Source organism: Archangium primigenium (genome assembly GCF_016904885.1).
GTDB classification, from domain to species: Bacteria; Myxococcota; Myxococcia; order Myxococcales; family Myxococcaceae; genus Cystobacter; species Cystobacter primigenius.
Genome location: NZ_JADWYI010000001.1, coordinates 4760482 through 4774292, shown reverse-complemented (window position 1 = coordinate 4774292; position 13811 = coordinate 4760482). Strand labels below are relative to the sequence as shown.

The following is a 13811-nucleotide window of genomic DNA, read 5'->3' as shown; positions in this document are numbered from 1 at the left end:
AGGAGGCCCAGGACGCGGCGCCCCCCCCCGCCCAGGCGCGGCCTAGTACGCGAGTTCCGCTCGGAGATAGAGCCTGTCGGAGTCATGCGGTGTCCTTTGCGGCAAACCCGTTCCGGTGAACCCCAGCAGCGTGTAGCCCGTGGCCACCCGCAGCCGCTCATCCACCCGGTACGCCACCTCACCCCGCAGCGAACCCAGGGATTCGTTGTCGGTGGCCACCGAGCGCACCGCCCCCTCCACCGCGACCTCGAGCCCACCCACCACCCGCAGCGACGGGCGCAACGAACCGGTCACCACCCATATCGCAACCCGCCCCTGGTTGCTGCGGCTCACGTGCACGCCCGCCGCCAGGTCGAACCGCCCGCCCAGGTGCACGGCGGGCAGGAGTGAAATGATCCGCTGCGCGCGTTCCCCGAAGACGGCGCGCTCGCCCGGTTGCAGCTCCCGCGTCAGGCCGTAGCGGGCCACCAGCACCCAGGGTCCGGGTCGCCAGGACAGGGCCGCGAAGCCCTCGAGCAGGCGGGCCTCGGTGCGGCCCGCCTCCCGCTCGAAGGTGTCCGCGTGGTTGAGCCGTCCGGAGAGCGACAGATCCTCGCGCAGCAGCGCCTCCAGCGCGAGCATCGTCACCCGCTGGCGCCGATCCACGGGCGCGCTCGAGCCCCGGCCGGGCGTGCCCCGATCGAAGCGCCACTCCACGTGGCCGCTGGCGCGCAGGCGCTCGAACACGAGCTGGCCGGACACGCCCGCCACGTCGCGCGCCAGGGGGTCTCGCTCGCCGAGCACGTTGCGCACGCCCCGCTCGTAGCGCGCCCCGAGCTTCATGGCGCCGAACACGGTCCGCTGGAAGCCCACCGCGCGCGCCAGGCGCACCGCCTGGGTGTCATGCGAGGCCGTGTCCTCGACGTAGACGTTCGTGTGCCCGTCCAGGGTCGTGCTCGCGCCGCTGACCGCGCGGCTCGCGCCGAGGTTGGGTCCATCCACGTCCACCGAGTAGCCGCCGTAGTAGGTGTCCTCGCCGCGCTTCCACTGGCCCTGCACCCACGCGAGCGGCCCCAGCGTGGGCCCCCAGCCGCCGCGCACGCCCACCACCGCCTCGCGCAGCGTCAGGTCCACCCCCGCCGCGCTGAAGGTGTCATCCACCTGGCCGGGCCCCGCGCCCCACCTGGCGAGCGCCTGCCGGTGGCTGAGCGACACGCGCCACCGCTCGTCGAGCCGCAGGTGCCCGTGCAGGCCCGCGGACGCGCGCGCCCCCGAGAGGGTCTCCTCCGCGTCGGGCGCCGACGCCGCGAGCAGCCGCGCGCCCCGCACCTCCACGCCCGCGCCCCACCGTCCGTGGGTGTAGTCCAGGCCCGCGCCCAGGGTGCGCGACTCGAAGGGCCTGTCGCCAAAGGGCCAGCGGGGATCCGCCGAGCGGCGCTCGTCCCCGAGCAGCGTCAGCCGCCAGGGCCCCCAGGGCTGCACGGCGCGCAGGGACGCCTGGAGGCAGTCCTGGGTGTCCGCGTGCGCGGTGTCGGAGAAGCCCTCCGTGCGCCGCCGCAAGGCCACGTCCACGGAGCCCTGGCCGAAGAGCCCGGGACCGCGCAGCCGCAGGCCAATCGCGTCCCCGCCCTTCAGCACCTCGCGCGCCTCGGGCCGCAGGAAGGACAGGCCGCCGTCGTCGGAGACGCCGAAGGACTCGGGCCGCACCGCCAGGCCCGCGCTGCGCGCCACCTCGCCGATGAGCGTGTAGGCCCCGAGCCGCTGGCGGGCGTGCCCCGACACCAACTGGTAGCGGGCAATCCCGGAAGGCCGACGCATGGCCGCCACCGACACCCGGCCCCCCGTCCACTCCGCCCAGGCCTCGCCGCCCACCGCGTCCCGGAACGCGCCCGTGCTCAGCACGGCGTACTCCACGCACAGCACGGGCTCGGGCGCGGACGTCAGCGGCTCGGTGCGCAGGAGCGCCTGCCCCGCGAGGAAGGACAGCGGCTGGGCCAGGAGCACCCGCCCGGCCGCGGAGTCGATGTCGTAGTCCACCCCGCGCACCAGGTGGCGCTCGGCGAGCGGCAGGCCGGTGAGCCCATCGCGCCACTCCACGCGCAACAGCTCCGAGCCCTCGGCCACGGGCGCCGAGCCCAGGTAGTAGAGGCTGCCGCCCGTGGCGCGCAGCTCCTCGTAGGCCGGCCGGGAGGCGATGGCGCGCACGGGATCCGACAGGCCGCCCGCGTAGGCCTTCACGCCCGTGCGCACCGGCCCCAGCGCCGTGGCCAGCTCCGCGTACGGGCCGAAGAGCGGCCGGTGGAAGCGGCCCACCTCGCCGTCCTCGCGCACCGCCCGGTACGTGCCCAGACCCACCCGGCCCCAGCGCTCGTGACGCACCTCCAGCCGCAGCCGGCTCTCGGCGGGGTTGGGCGTGAGGCCCACGGAGGTGTCGCCCCACTCGGCGATGGCCAGGTCCGGATCCGGCACCCGATCCAGGCGGGGCACCTCCGGGCGCAGCGCGTCCAGCAGCGGGCGGCCGCGCAGCACGTCCCAGTCCGTGTCCTTGAGATCCAACTCACCCACGAGCGAGAAGTCGCCCAGGTGCGCCTCGCCGTGGGCCGAGCCCCGACCGCGCAGCCGGAAGAGGCCCGTGGCGGGCGCGAACGTGGCCTCCACGTCCAGGAGGCCCACCGCGAAGTTCCGGGGCACGGCGCGCCGGGGCACCGTCACCGACCACCAGGCCGCGGCCCCCGGCGGCTGGACCTCCAGGTGGATGGGGTTGACGCCCGGCTGGAGCACCAGGGGCAGGAGCGCGCTGCCCTCGGCGCCCACCGTCACCTCGCCCTGGGGCGAGCGCACGCGCGTGCCCACGGGGAACTCGGCGATGACCGAGGAGGGCCCCGTGGCCGGCGGCTCGTCCAGGGTGCCCGGCAGCCGCAGCGCGCCCCGGGGCTCGGGCGCGCGGGGCACCACGAGCCAGCCCCCGTCGCGCGCCACCACGTCCACCCGCTGATCGAAGAGGCGCACCGCGCCGTCGGTGCCGAGCACGGAGAGCGCCAGCACGTTCTGCCCCGGCACGAGCCGCACGCGCGCGCGCCAGCCGCCCTGGGCATCCACCTCCGCGTCGACGCCGCCCACCGTCACGGACTCGCGCGGCGCGGCGCGCCCGGCCAGCAGGAAGTCCACGCCGTCGGCGAGCACCCGCGCCGCGGGCGGGGAGGCCTCGTAGTCGAGCGACACGGGGGGCGCGGGCACATGGCGCGTCTGGACGGCGAAGTCGCGCAGCACCCCGGCCGCCCAGGGAATCTCCAGCGTCACCGCCTCCGGCACGGCGTGGCCGCCGGGCGGCAGGGTGCGCGGATCCACCCGCAGCCGCTGCCGGCCGGGCCGCAGGTGCACGCCGCCCGTCACGTCCGGGGAGCGCGCGTCCACCTGGGCGAAGTGGTAGCGGCCCCGGGCGTCCGTGCGCACCTCGCGCCCCGAGGCCAGCACCAGGCGGATGTCGGCGAGGCCCGGCTCGTCCGGGGCGCACACGCCATCGCCGTTCAAGTCCCGGCAGACCCGGCCGGTGATGGCCGCCGCGAGCTCCACGGGCTCCTGCCGCGCGACCTGCGCCGGGGCGATCAGCGGCCAGAGCCCCAAGAGCAGCCCCACCCACCCCACCCTGCCCCGGGCCCCGCGCGTCACGGCCGCACCTCGGCGAGCGCGGTGACGCCCGTGGCCACGTCCGCCACCGACACGCTCACCCGCGTGGCGCCCGTCACGACGAAGCTCGTGCGCCCGTCCTTCACCTCCACCGGCCCCCGCTCCCCCTCGGACAGCCAGACATAGGCCGCGCGGCCCGCGACGACCCGGCCCTCGGCGTCCTCCATCCAGTACGTCACCCGCGCCCCCTCCACCAGGAGGCGGACATTCACCGGCACCGCGGGCGCCAGCCGCACCCGGGCCTCCACGCGCGCGCGCGGCAGGGGCGCCTCCAGAGGGAACACCGGTCCGCCCTCGGCCACCACGTCCACCGTGCGCCGCAGTCCGGGCCACGCCGCGTGCACCACCTCCAGCCGCCCCGGCCGCACCGGGCCGAGCCGCGCCGTGCCGTCCGCGTCCGTGACGACCGTGGCGCTCCCCACGCGCAGCGACTGTCCGCCCACCGGCAGGCCGGCCAGGTCCGTCACCGCCGCGATCAGCTCGCCCGCCTCCGCCCACACCCGCAGGCGCGCGGGCTCGGTGGCGGCCGGGCCATACGCCACCCCGTCCAGCGACGCCTCGCCGGAGCCCCGCTCGGGCGGCACGCGCCAGGTGCCCACGAGCACGCCGGGGGCCTCCTCCTCCAGGGCGTCGAGCGTGCCCACGGAGACGCGCGCGAGCGCCCGCGCCCCGCTCACCGGCTGGCCGTCGGCGTCCCACGCCCGGACGCGCACCCGCGTGCTCGAGTCCGCGTGGAGCACCGAGGCCAGGGGCTCCAGCACGGCCCGCGTCACCGGGCCGCGCTCCAGGCTCAGGGGCCGCTCGTCGCGGGAGCTCGCGCCGCGCTCGGGCCAGAGGGCCACCAGCCGCTCCGGGGTGGCGGGCAGCGCGCGGGGCGCGGTGTAGATCCACTCGAACAGGCCCCCTTCCGCGCGGGTCGGTCCCCGCAGGGAGCCGTGCCGGGCGGAGACGTCCACCCGCGCGCGCTGCACGGGCTGGCCCAGCGCATCGCTCGTGGCGCACAACAGGCGGGCCTGGGAGACCCCATCCGCGGGCAGCCGCGTGGGGTGGAGCACGCACGCGAGCCCGTCCGTGGGCGGCAGGCCCAGGCTCATCCTCGAGCGCCGCACGTTGCCCGCGGCATCCACGGCGCTCGCCTGGGCGGTCTCGTGGCCGGGCGGCACGACGATGGGCAGGCGGAAGCGGCCGTCCGCCCCCGTCTTCACGGGCCCGAACGTCCGGTCCGCGAGCGTGACGGACAGCTGCACGTTGGGCTCGGTGCGCCCGGGCAGGTCCACCGCCGCGGCGAGCGGCACCAGCGCCTTGCCATAGGCGCCGTGGATGGACTGGGGGTGCGGCCAGGCCGACAGCGCCACCAGCACGGCCACCTCCGGATAGCGCGTGTCGGGGAGCACGTAGCGGGCCGTCCAGGTGCCCGGCGCCGAGCGCGCGAGCGCCTCCACGCGGCCCACGTTGACCGCGAGCACCGGCGGCGAGCCCGAGTCCTCGGGAGTCCCATCCGCCTGGAGCATGCGCACCGTGAGCCGCGCCTCGGTGTCCCGACCCTTGACGGGGGTGGGGGGGTCCACCGTGAGGGAGACCCGGGTGGCGGGCGGTCCCAGGGCATAGCGGGCCTCGGCCCGGCCCGCCGCGCCCTCGGCCACCACGCGCACCTCGCGCGCGTCGGCCTGGGGCACCAGCAGGAAGGTGCGCAGCGGGGGCTGCTCGGGGCCCGCTTCCCACCGGGCGCCCGTCACCCGCAAGGCCACCTCACCCACGGGCTGGGCGGCGCCCGCGTCATCCCGGCGCACCAGGGCGATGGAGAACCCCTCCGGCGCCACGGCCGCGGACGGCCCCAGGATGTCGAGCGTGTCGGCCGAGGCCGCCGACGCCACCAGCAACAGGACTGACAGAAAACGGTTCAGAGTGTCGGTAATTTATCAGCGTCCATGCCACCGCCGAAACCCTATCGCCACGACGCGACACGTTTCTCCGGGCACCGAGGACCTCTCGGGGTGCATCAAGGACGCGGGGCACGGCCCTCGTATCCTCGGGGTACGAGCGTGCCCTCGTCCGGCATGGGAGCGAAGCCCGGGCTCGCGTCGAGCACCGTCGCCTCCCGGCCGTAGCGCACCTCGGAGGGCTCGAAGGCGTCGTCCTGGGACGCCACGTCACACTGCAGGGGCCCATACAACCGGGCGCGGAAGGTGCCGCCCGGCTCGCCCTCGGCCTGGGCCGCCAGCGAGCGCCGGCCCTGCAGGGGCAGGAGCACGGCCAGGCCCGCCACGTCCTCGCCGAAGTCGGCCGGTGCCACCGCCAGTCCTTGTCCGAGCCACACCGAACCCCCGGTGGCCCGCGGCCCCTGGTGGCCGTTGTCCACACACAGGATGCCCGTGCCCTGGCCGGAGATCTCCGTGGACACCGGCGAGGACTCGTCCCCGGAGGCCTGGGCGCGCAGCACGCCCAGCAACTGCCGCGTGCCGGGCGAGGCGCACAGGGCCTCGGCGCTGGGCGGGGTGGGCGCCGGGGTGCAGGCCTGGGGCAGGCGGAACGAGTAGCCGAGCACGTTGGACGAGCCGCCCGCGCGCACCGTCCAGGCCACGCGCACGAGGCCGTCCGCGCCCAGGCTCACGTCGCTCTGGGACTCGCTCGTGGGCGTCTGGGTGAGCCGGTAGAGCATCCGCGTGCGCAGGTCGTACACCATGACGTCGTAGTTGGGCGTCTCGCCCGTGGTGTCCAGGTGCTCGAAGGAGATGAGCGGCCCGGAGATGCTGGGGTTGAGGTCCGTGCCCGGCAGCGCCAGGCGGTACGTGGGGCCCCCCTCCACCGACGTCCAGCCGATGTCCGACTCCACCACGCCGTCCACCGTCGAGCGCGTCACGTACACCGCCCACGTCCCGTCCGTGTCCGGGGCGCTCTCCTCCCCTTCCGCGCCGGTGAGCTTGCGCGTCTGGTAGCCGGTGTCCGTCTCGCGCGCCGACCAGATGTCGCACCCGGTGGAGCCGCTGGCGCACTTGGCCCACACCACCGTGTGTCCGTCCTCGCTCACCACGGGCGTGCGGTCCACGCTCGTGTCCTCCGTGAGCCGGGTGAGGGCCTGGGAGGGCCGGTGGTAGACGAAGATCTCCGCCGCGGCGCCTCCCGTGGGGGCGCCCAGCTCCTGCCAGGCCACGGTGTGGCCGCCCACCGAGGGCGTGCGCCGATCCGCGCCCGTACGGGGCGCGAGCTCCGTCGCGTACGCGCCCGGCCGCGAGAGATCGAAGCCGTAGACGAGGCTGCTGCTCGTGGTGCGGGTGAACACCACCTGGGTGCCCTGCAGGTCCGCCACCGCGTCATAGCCGCCCAGCGTGGGGATGGCCGCGTCCGCGTGGGTGAGCAGATCATGGAAGCGGATCTCACTGCTGCCGCGCGCGGCCTGGTTCGTGTAGACGGCCCGGGTCCCGCTCAGCCGGGGATCCGTCTGATCCCCCTCCGCCTCATTGACGACGAAGGTGGTGCCCGCCAGGGGCGCTCCCGGGGTCTGACCCAGCGCGAGGAAGGGGACGAGGCACAGCACGGGGGCGAGCATTCGCGGCATCAGGAACGACCTCTGACTCGGACAGGGAGTACGGCCTCCCCGGCATCAGGTCAATCCGCGATCGAGCCCCCCACCATCGCACCCTCCTCCCACTTCCTGGGAACGCGGGCCCCGCCTTCGCCTCGTGGCGGAAGGGAGCCGCGGCCCCAAGACCCACGCCCGGGATTGTCCCCGTCCCGGGACTGGACCCGTGGACTGCAAAACAGATGCCGGGCAGGCAGGCAGGCGTCGCTCGCTAGTACGCCTGCTACTCAAGGGTGTTAGAGCCCTGGGTCATTTCCAGAGCCCTGGGTCCACGATGACATCCTTGGGGGGCGTGGTGTCCACGTGCACGTCCTGCTGTTGCTCGGCCCGGCGCCCGCCCACGGACACGGCATCCACCCGGAGCCGGTTGGAGCCCTCCTTGAGGGCCACGGTGTGGGAGAAGCGACCCTCGGCGTCGGGCTGGATGCTCTTGCCGTCGATGAGGATTCGGCCCCCGGGCTCGGTCTGGCCGGAGACGAGGGCCTGACGGCGGGGCTTGGAGGGCCAGTTCACCTTGAGCAGCAGGCTGGCGGGGATGGGGGTGGGGTCGGACGGACCCTGCCCGGGGCGGACGATGGACTGCTGGCCGGCGCGGACGATGACGAGCTTCTTGGCGCCGGACAGGGTCGTCTCCCCCTCGAACGAGGCGAGGGCGACGGTGCCCACGCCGTTGTTACTCATGGTGAAACGGCCGCCCTCGCTGGTCGCCTTCGCGTCGCCACCCGCGGCGAGCATCTCCAGGGTGTGGCGGGCGCCGGACTTCACGCGCACCGTGGTCATGCCGTTGCCGAGCAGCAGGCGGGAGAGCGAGTCGGTGAGGTCGGACACGGCCACCTCGGTGCCCGCCTCCATGCGGATCTCCACGGACTCGCCGCCGATGATCACCGCGTAGGCGCCCTCCAGGGTGCGCACCGAGTCCGAGGCCCGGAGCGCATCCCCCTGCTGGGCGGCCGTCCACTCCCCGTCCCCGCGGCGCACCTCGACCTGCCCCTTGAGCTCCGTCATGCGCAGCTCCGCCAGCCGGGGTGGGGCGGGCTCGCCCACGGGCGCGGTGGGCGGGGAGACCGGACGGACCTCGGCCACGGGGAGCACGGGGGGCGCCACGGGCGGCGGCGCCGTGGGCGCGCCGAAGAAGAAGACGTAGCCCAGGGGCAGCGCCAGCAGGATGGCGACCAGGCCGATCAGGAAGGGCGCGCGGCGCCGGCGGGGAGGAGAACCGTCCATACGCGGCTCAAACTACCCCAGGCGGGCCCCCGGGCCTCACGCCTTTGGCAACCACACCGTGAAACAGGTCCCCTGCCCCACTTCCGTGCGCAGGTCGATGGTGCCGCCCGCCTCGCTGACCACCCGCCAGGCCACCGACAGGCCCAGGCCCACGTTGCTCCACACGTCCTTGGTGGTGAAGAAGGGCTCGAAGACCCGCGCGCGGTGCTCCGGGGAAATCCCCTTGCCCGTGTCCTCCACCTCGAAGAAGCCCTGGCCGTCCTTCTCCCCGGTGCGCAGGGACAGCCGCCGCTCGGGGGACTTCATCATGGCGGTGCGCGCGTTGGACACCAGCGCCAGCACCACCTGGGACAGGTGCCCGGGGTCCGCCTTCACCCGCACCGGGGGCGAGGCCAGCTCCGTGGACAGCACGATGCCGTCCGCCTGGAGCTGGCTGTGGGTGAGCGACAGCGCGTCACGCAGCACGCTGCCCAGGTCCACCGGCCGCAGCTCCGGCCGGGAGCGCTGCTGGGAGAAGCGCAGGAGGTTCTGGGTGATGTCCTTGCAGCGCTTGGCGCTCAGCTCGATCTTGCGCAGCGTCTCGAAGTCGGGGTCCTTCTCGTCGCGCTCGAGCATCAAGAGCTGGGTGTTGCCGAGGATGCCCGCCAGGGGGTTGTTGATCTCGTGCGCCACGCCCGCGCCGAGCTGCCCCACCGCCGCGAGCTTCTGCGCCTCGAGCAGCTGGGCCTGGGCCTGGCGCAGGTCCGCGGTGGCCTCGTCCACGCGCAGCGTGAGATCGTCGTTCCAGCGCATCAGCCGCGCCCGGGCGCCCTCCAGCTCCCCGCCCATGAGGTTGAAGGTGAGGGCCAGCTCGCTCAGCTCGTCCTCGCCGCCCACGCGCACCCGGTGGTGCAGCTCGCCGCGGCTGAAGGCCTGGGCCCCCTCCACCACCCGGGCCAGGCGGCGGTTGAGCCGGCGGGTGTAGAGCGCGCCCAGGCCCAGCAGCACGACGAAGGCCACCAGGATGGAGACGAGCACGGTGTAGCGCATGGTACGCACCGGGGCGAGCACCTCGGCCTCGTCCACGGTCATCACCACCTCGAAGCCCGGCACCTTGGGCACCCGCGTGGTGCTCACGCGCCGGGCGGGCCCCTCCACGCGGAAGTCGCGCGTCGCGACCTGCTCGTCCTGGAGCGCCCGCGCCACCGCCGCGTCCAGGGGCTTCCAGCGGCGCGCCGCCTGGGAGCTGGCGAGCACGTGGCCCCCCGCGGTCTCCACCACGTCCAGCGCGCCCGGCCACGTGCCCACGCGGCGCTGGAGCAGGGGCTCCAGGTCGGACAGGACGACCTCGGCGAGCACGAAGGGGGCGCTCTCGCCATCGGCCAGCTTCAGCGCGACGGCCACCGCGGTCTGCCCGCCGGGCCCGTGCACGTAGGCATTGCCCAGGGCGACCTGGCCCTTCTTGCCCAGGCGCAGCGCGTCCACCCGCACCGCCCGCACGAGCCGCTCCTTGGCGCCGTGCGCGAAGTCCGGATGCCGCAGGCTCGTCTCGTCCGCCTCGAGGATGGGCTCGCCCAGGGGCTCGCCCAGGGCGTCGAGCCCCAGCACCGCGCTCACCGCGGGCGCCTGTCCGTAGAGCAGCTTGAGCCCGCCCCGGAACTCCTCGGGGGAGATGCGCTCCCAGTCGAACAGCTCCGCGGACTGGGCGAGCGCGTCCACCGTCTTCATCAGCTCGCCGGACACGTTCTCCGCGGTGGTCTCGGTGATGAGGCGCTGCTCGGAGGCGATGCTCCGCACGAGCTCGGCCTCCACGCGCGACAGGAGCGAGAAGCCCACCGCCGCGAGCGGCAGCACCGTGGCGGCGAGCATGAAGAGGATGAGCTGTTGGTAGAGCCTCATCCCGCGGCCGTCCGGACGAAGGCGGGCTCACGGTCGCTGCGCAGGTAGACCGAGCCCTGGATGGCCTTGGCGCGCTTCTTCATGTCCGCGGCGCGCCGGGCCAGCTCGGAGATGTCCTGGCCGGTCACGCTCGTGCTCAGCACCGCCACCACGGACACGCACATGATGGGAAAGCGGCGCTTGTCGCCCTCTCGGTCCACCGTCTCGATGTAGCGCCGCTCCCGGTCCTGCTTGTCGTAGTAGAGGGGAATCAAACGATCGAACACCTCCAGGGCGCGCTGGCACACCCGGTCCACGCTCTCCGCGGAGGTGACGAACACGAAGTCGTCCCCCTGCACGTGGCCGAGGAAGTCCTCGGGCAGCCCCTCGCGGCCGATGACCTCGCGCAACAGGTCTCCCGTCTGGCGGATGACGCCGTCGGCCTTCACGTAGCCGTAGTAGTCCTGGTAGGCCTTGAGGTTGTCCAGGTCCAGGTAGCAGAAGGCGAAGGCGGAGCGCTCGGAGAAGCGGCGCTGCACCTCGCGCTCGATGGCGCCCGGGCCGGGCAGCTGGGTGGTGGGCGAGGCGCCGCGCTCGCGCAGCTTGCGCCGGATGACCGCCTCCACGCGCGCGCCCAGCTCCAGCGCGTCGAAGGGCTTGGCGAGCACGTCGTCCGCGCCGAGCTTGAGCGCGCGCACCTTGGCGCCCGTGTCGGAGGGGGACGCGAGGAAGAGCACGCGGATGGAGCCGCTCGCGCGCTCGGCCTTGAGCTCCTCGAGGAAGTGGTAGCCGTCCCCATCCGGCAGCCGCGCGTGGAGCATCAGCACGTCCGGATGGTGGTCGCGCAGCGCGCGGCGGGCCTGGGCCAGGGAGGGGGACACGTGGACGTCATACCCGAGGCTCGTGAGCACCTCGAGGCAGAGCGAGGCGGCCTTCTCGTCGTCGTCCACCAGGAGCACCCGGCCCTGGGAGGCCTGGCCCATGCGCCCGCGCACCAGCGCGTCCACGGTGGCCAGCAGCCGGTCGGCCTGCAGCGGCATGGACAGGAAGGCATCCGCCCCGGCGCGCGAGGCCCGGGGCCGCTCGTCGAAGGCGGAGAAGACGAGCACGGGCAGCGTGCGCGAGGCGGGGTCGCGCCGCAGCATCTCCGTGAGCCGCAGGCCGTCGATGACGGGCAGCCGCGCGTCCACCAGCAGGGCATGGGGCGGCTGGGCGGGCGGCGGGGCGCTCGCGAGCGTCAGGGCCTCCTCGGCGTGCGGCACCACCCGCACCGAGTAGCCCCGCGCGCGCAGGAGCGCCTTGAGGATGTAGGCGATGTCCGGCTCGGACTCCACGAGCGCGAGCGTGCCCCGGGGCTCCACGGGACGCCGGGCGAAGGGGTCCGGCCCCGTGTCCGCGCCCGCGTCCAGCCGGGGCCCCTCGTCCGAGGACTCCACGGGGAGCACCACCACGAAGCGCACGCCGTCCGCGCAGGGCTCGCACCAGATGTGGCCCGCGTGCGCCTCCACCAGGTTGCGGCAGATGGCGAGCCCCAGGCCCGTGCCCCGCACGGTGCGGTTGGCCCGGGTGCGCGCCTGCTCGAAGCGGTCGAAGATGCGCTCCAGGTTCTCCTCGGCGATGGGCTCGCCGCTGTTCCAGCACGTGAGCGCGAAGTAGCCCGGCACCGCCGAGGTGCTCTTGAGCTCCAGCCGCACCTCGCCCCCCTCGGGGGTGAACTTGGCGGCGTTGGTGAGCAGGTTGTTGAGCACCTGGGTGAGCCGGTTGGCGTCCGCCAGCGCCCGCTGCCCGTGCTGTGGCAGCCCGGCGGACACCTTGATGCGCCGCTCGTGGAAGGCCGGGCCGTACTTCTCCACCGCGCGCCGCACCAGCTCGTCCACGAACGTCCACTCGAAGTTCATCCGCAGCCGGCCCTTGGCGAACTTGGCCAGGTCCAGCAGGTCGTCCACGATGGCGTTGAGCTTCTCCGTGGAGTCGCGCGCGAGCAGCAGGTAGCGCCGCTGCTTCTCGTTCATGTCCGAGGTGAGGAAGTTGAGCACCAGGTCGAGCGAGCCGGAGATGGACGTGAGGGGCGTGCGCAGCTCGTGGCTCACCATGTGGACGAACTCGTCCTTGCGCTCCTCCAGCTGCTTCTGCTCCGTCACGTCGCGCAAGACCACGCACACGCCCCGGAGCATGCCCCGCGCGTCGTGCACCGGGGTGACGGTGGTGTGGATGATGCGCGCATCCAGCGTCAGCTCCTCGCGCAGCACCTGCGCCCCGCCCGCCTCCCAGCCGCGCACCAGCTCGAAGGGGTCGAACCCGAGCTTCGCGCTCAGGCGCTGGCCGGCCTCCTGGGCGGGCGTCTCCCCGTCGAGCCCCAACAGGCGCCGCGCCGCGGGGTTGAGCACCACCACCGCGTTCTTCTCGTCGGTGAGCAGCACCCCGTCCGCCATGGACTGCACCATGCGCTCGATGCGCTGGCGCGACGCCTCCTCGGAGGCGAGCAGGGACTGGATGGCATCGGCCGTCTGGTTGGCCAGCGTGTCGAGCAGCGCGCCGTCCTCGTCCGAGTAGGCCTGGGGCTTGAGGGAAAAGAGCGACAGGAGCCCCACGGCCCGCCCGCGCGCGGTGAGCGTCACGGTGAGCTGGCTGCCCCAGGGCACCGGCGCCACGTCGTCCGGGGCGAGCGTGCCCGCCACGTGGGTGCTCACCCGATCCTCGGTGAGCACGAGCCCCGAGCGCGTGCTCCACGCGCCCAGCATGGACTCCTTGACGCCCAAGAGCGCCTGCTCGCCCACGACGAGCCCCTGGCAGCGCAGGCGCAGCGTGGCGGTGCGGTCCCACCCGAACGCGATGAGCGCCGCGCCACAGTCATACGGCAGCACGCGCGCCACCGCGGTGAGCACCCGGTCGATGATGGCGTCGTAGTCCAGCGCCTCGCCCGCGCTCGCCCGGCTCACCTCGTAGAGCACCCCGAGCGCCTCCACCCGCTGGTGCAACTGCCGCAACAGCCGCTCCTTGTCCCGCCTGAGCACCGTGTACTCCACCGCGTTCTTCACGGTGATGAGCAAGTCGTTCAAGTCCCAGGGCTTGGTGATGTAGCGGTAGACCTGCCCCCGGTTGATGGCGGCGATGATGTCCTCGGGATCCGTGTACCCGGTGAGCAGGATGGCCGTGACGTCGATGCCCTCGGCGCGCGTGGCCGCCACCAGCTCGATGCCCGTCATCTCCGGCATGCGCTGATCCGTGATCAGCAGGTCCACCGGGTGCTGACGCAGCAGCTCCAGCGCCTGGGGCCCCGAGGGCGCCGTGAGCACGCGGTAGCGCTTGTGGAACATGCGCTGCAGCAGGTCGATGACATCCGGCTCGTCATCGACCAACAACAGGGTATGCTGGGCGGTCTGTCGGGCGTCGGACACGCGCCCGAGTCTATGCGCAGACGCGAGGGGCTCCCCCACATTCCACCGCCGTGCGCTCCCCGGCCATGCGCCCCGTCAACCGTCCA

At 74.1% G+C, this 13811-nt stretch carries 6 protein-coding genes; all 6 read right to left on the bottom strand.

From position 1 onward, the window contains the following. Positions 1–42: 42 nt before the first annotated feature. The gene (locus tag I3V78_RS19720) at positions 43–3648 is read right to left on the bottom strand and encodes a flagellar motor protein (protein ID WP_338023676.1); all 3606 of its coding nucleotides are present in this window, start codon (positions 3646–3648) and stop codon (positions 43–45) included. After that, entirely contained in the window at positions 3645–5540 is a 1896-nt protein-coding gene (locus I3V78_RS19715) for an Ig-like domain-containing protein (RefSeq protein ID WP_338023852.1), read from the bottom strand. Before I3V78_RS19715 ends, I3V78_RS19720 begins: the two co-directional genes overlap by 4 nt. A gap of 125 nt (positions 5541–5665) precedes the next feature. Then, positions 5666–7222, bottom strand: a complete 1557-nt coding sequence (locus tag I3V78_RS19710; RefSeq protein ID WP_204490009.1) for a TolB family protein — start codon at positions 7220–7222, stop codon at positions 5666–5668. 273 nt (positions 7223–7495) lie between these two features. After that, positions 7496–8470, bottom strand: coding sequence for a FecR family protein (locus I3V78_RS19705; RefSeq protein WP_204490008.1), 975 nt, complete (start codon positions 8468–8470; stop codon positions 7496–7498). Between the two features lie 36 nt (positions 8471–8506). Next, positions 8507–10348 carry a sensor histidine kinase gene (locus I3V78_RS19700; RefSeq protein ID WP_204490007.1) on the bottom strand — a complete coding sequence of 614 codons (1842 nt, stop codon included), beginning with the start codon at positions 10346–10348 and terminating at the stop codon, positions 8507–8509. Beyond that, complete coding sequence (locus I3V78_RS19695; protein WP_338023675.1) at positions 10345–13725, bottom strand: response regulator; 3381 nt, start codon at positions 13723–13725, stop codon at positions 10345–10347. The genes I3V78_RS19700 and I3V78_RS19695 overlap by 4 nt, the downstream gene beginning before the upstream one ends. Between the last annotated feature and the right edge of the window lie 86 nt (positions 13726–13811).

Bases quoted from the DNA above. Each gene is read 5' to 3' on its own strand.
- I3V78_RS19710 (WP_204490009.1), bottom strand. From the start codon at position 7,222: ATGCCGCGAATGCTCGCCCCCGTGCTGTGCCTCGTCCCCTTCCTCGCG.
- I3V78_RS19705 (WP_204490008.1), bottom strand. From the start codon at position 8,470: ATGGACGGTTCTCCTCCCCGCCGGCGCCGCGCGCCCTTCCTGATCGGC.
- I3V78_RS19700 (WP_204490007.1), bottom strand. From the start codon at position 10,348: ATGAGGCTCTACCAACAGCTCATCCTCTTCATGCTCGCCGCCACGGTG.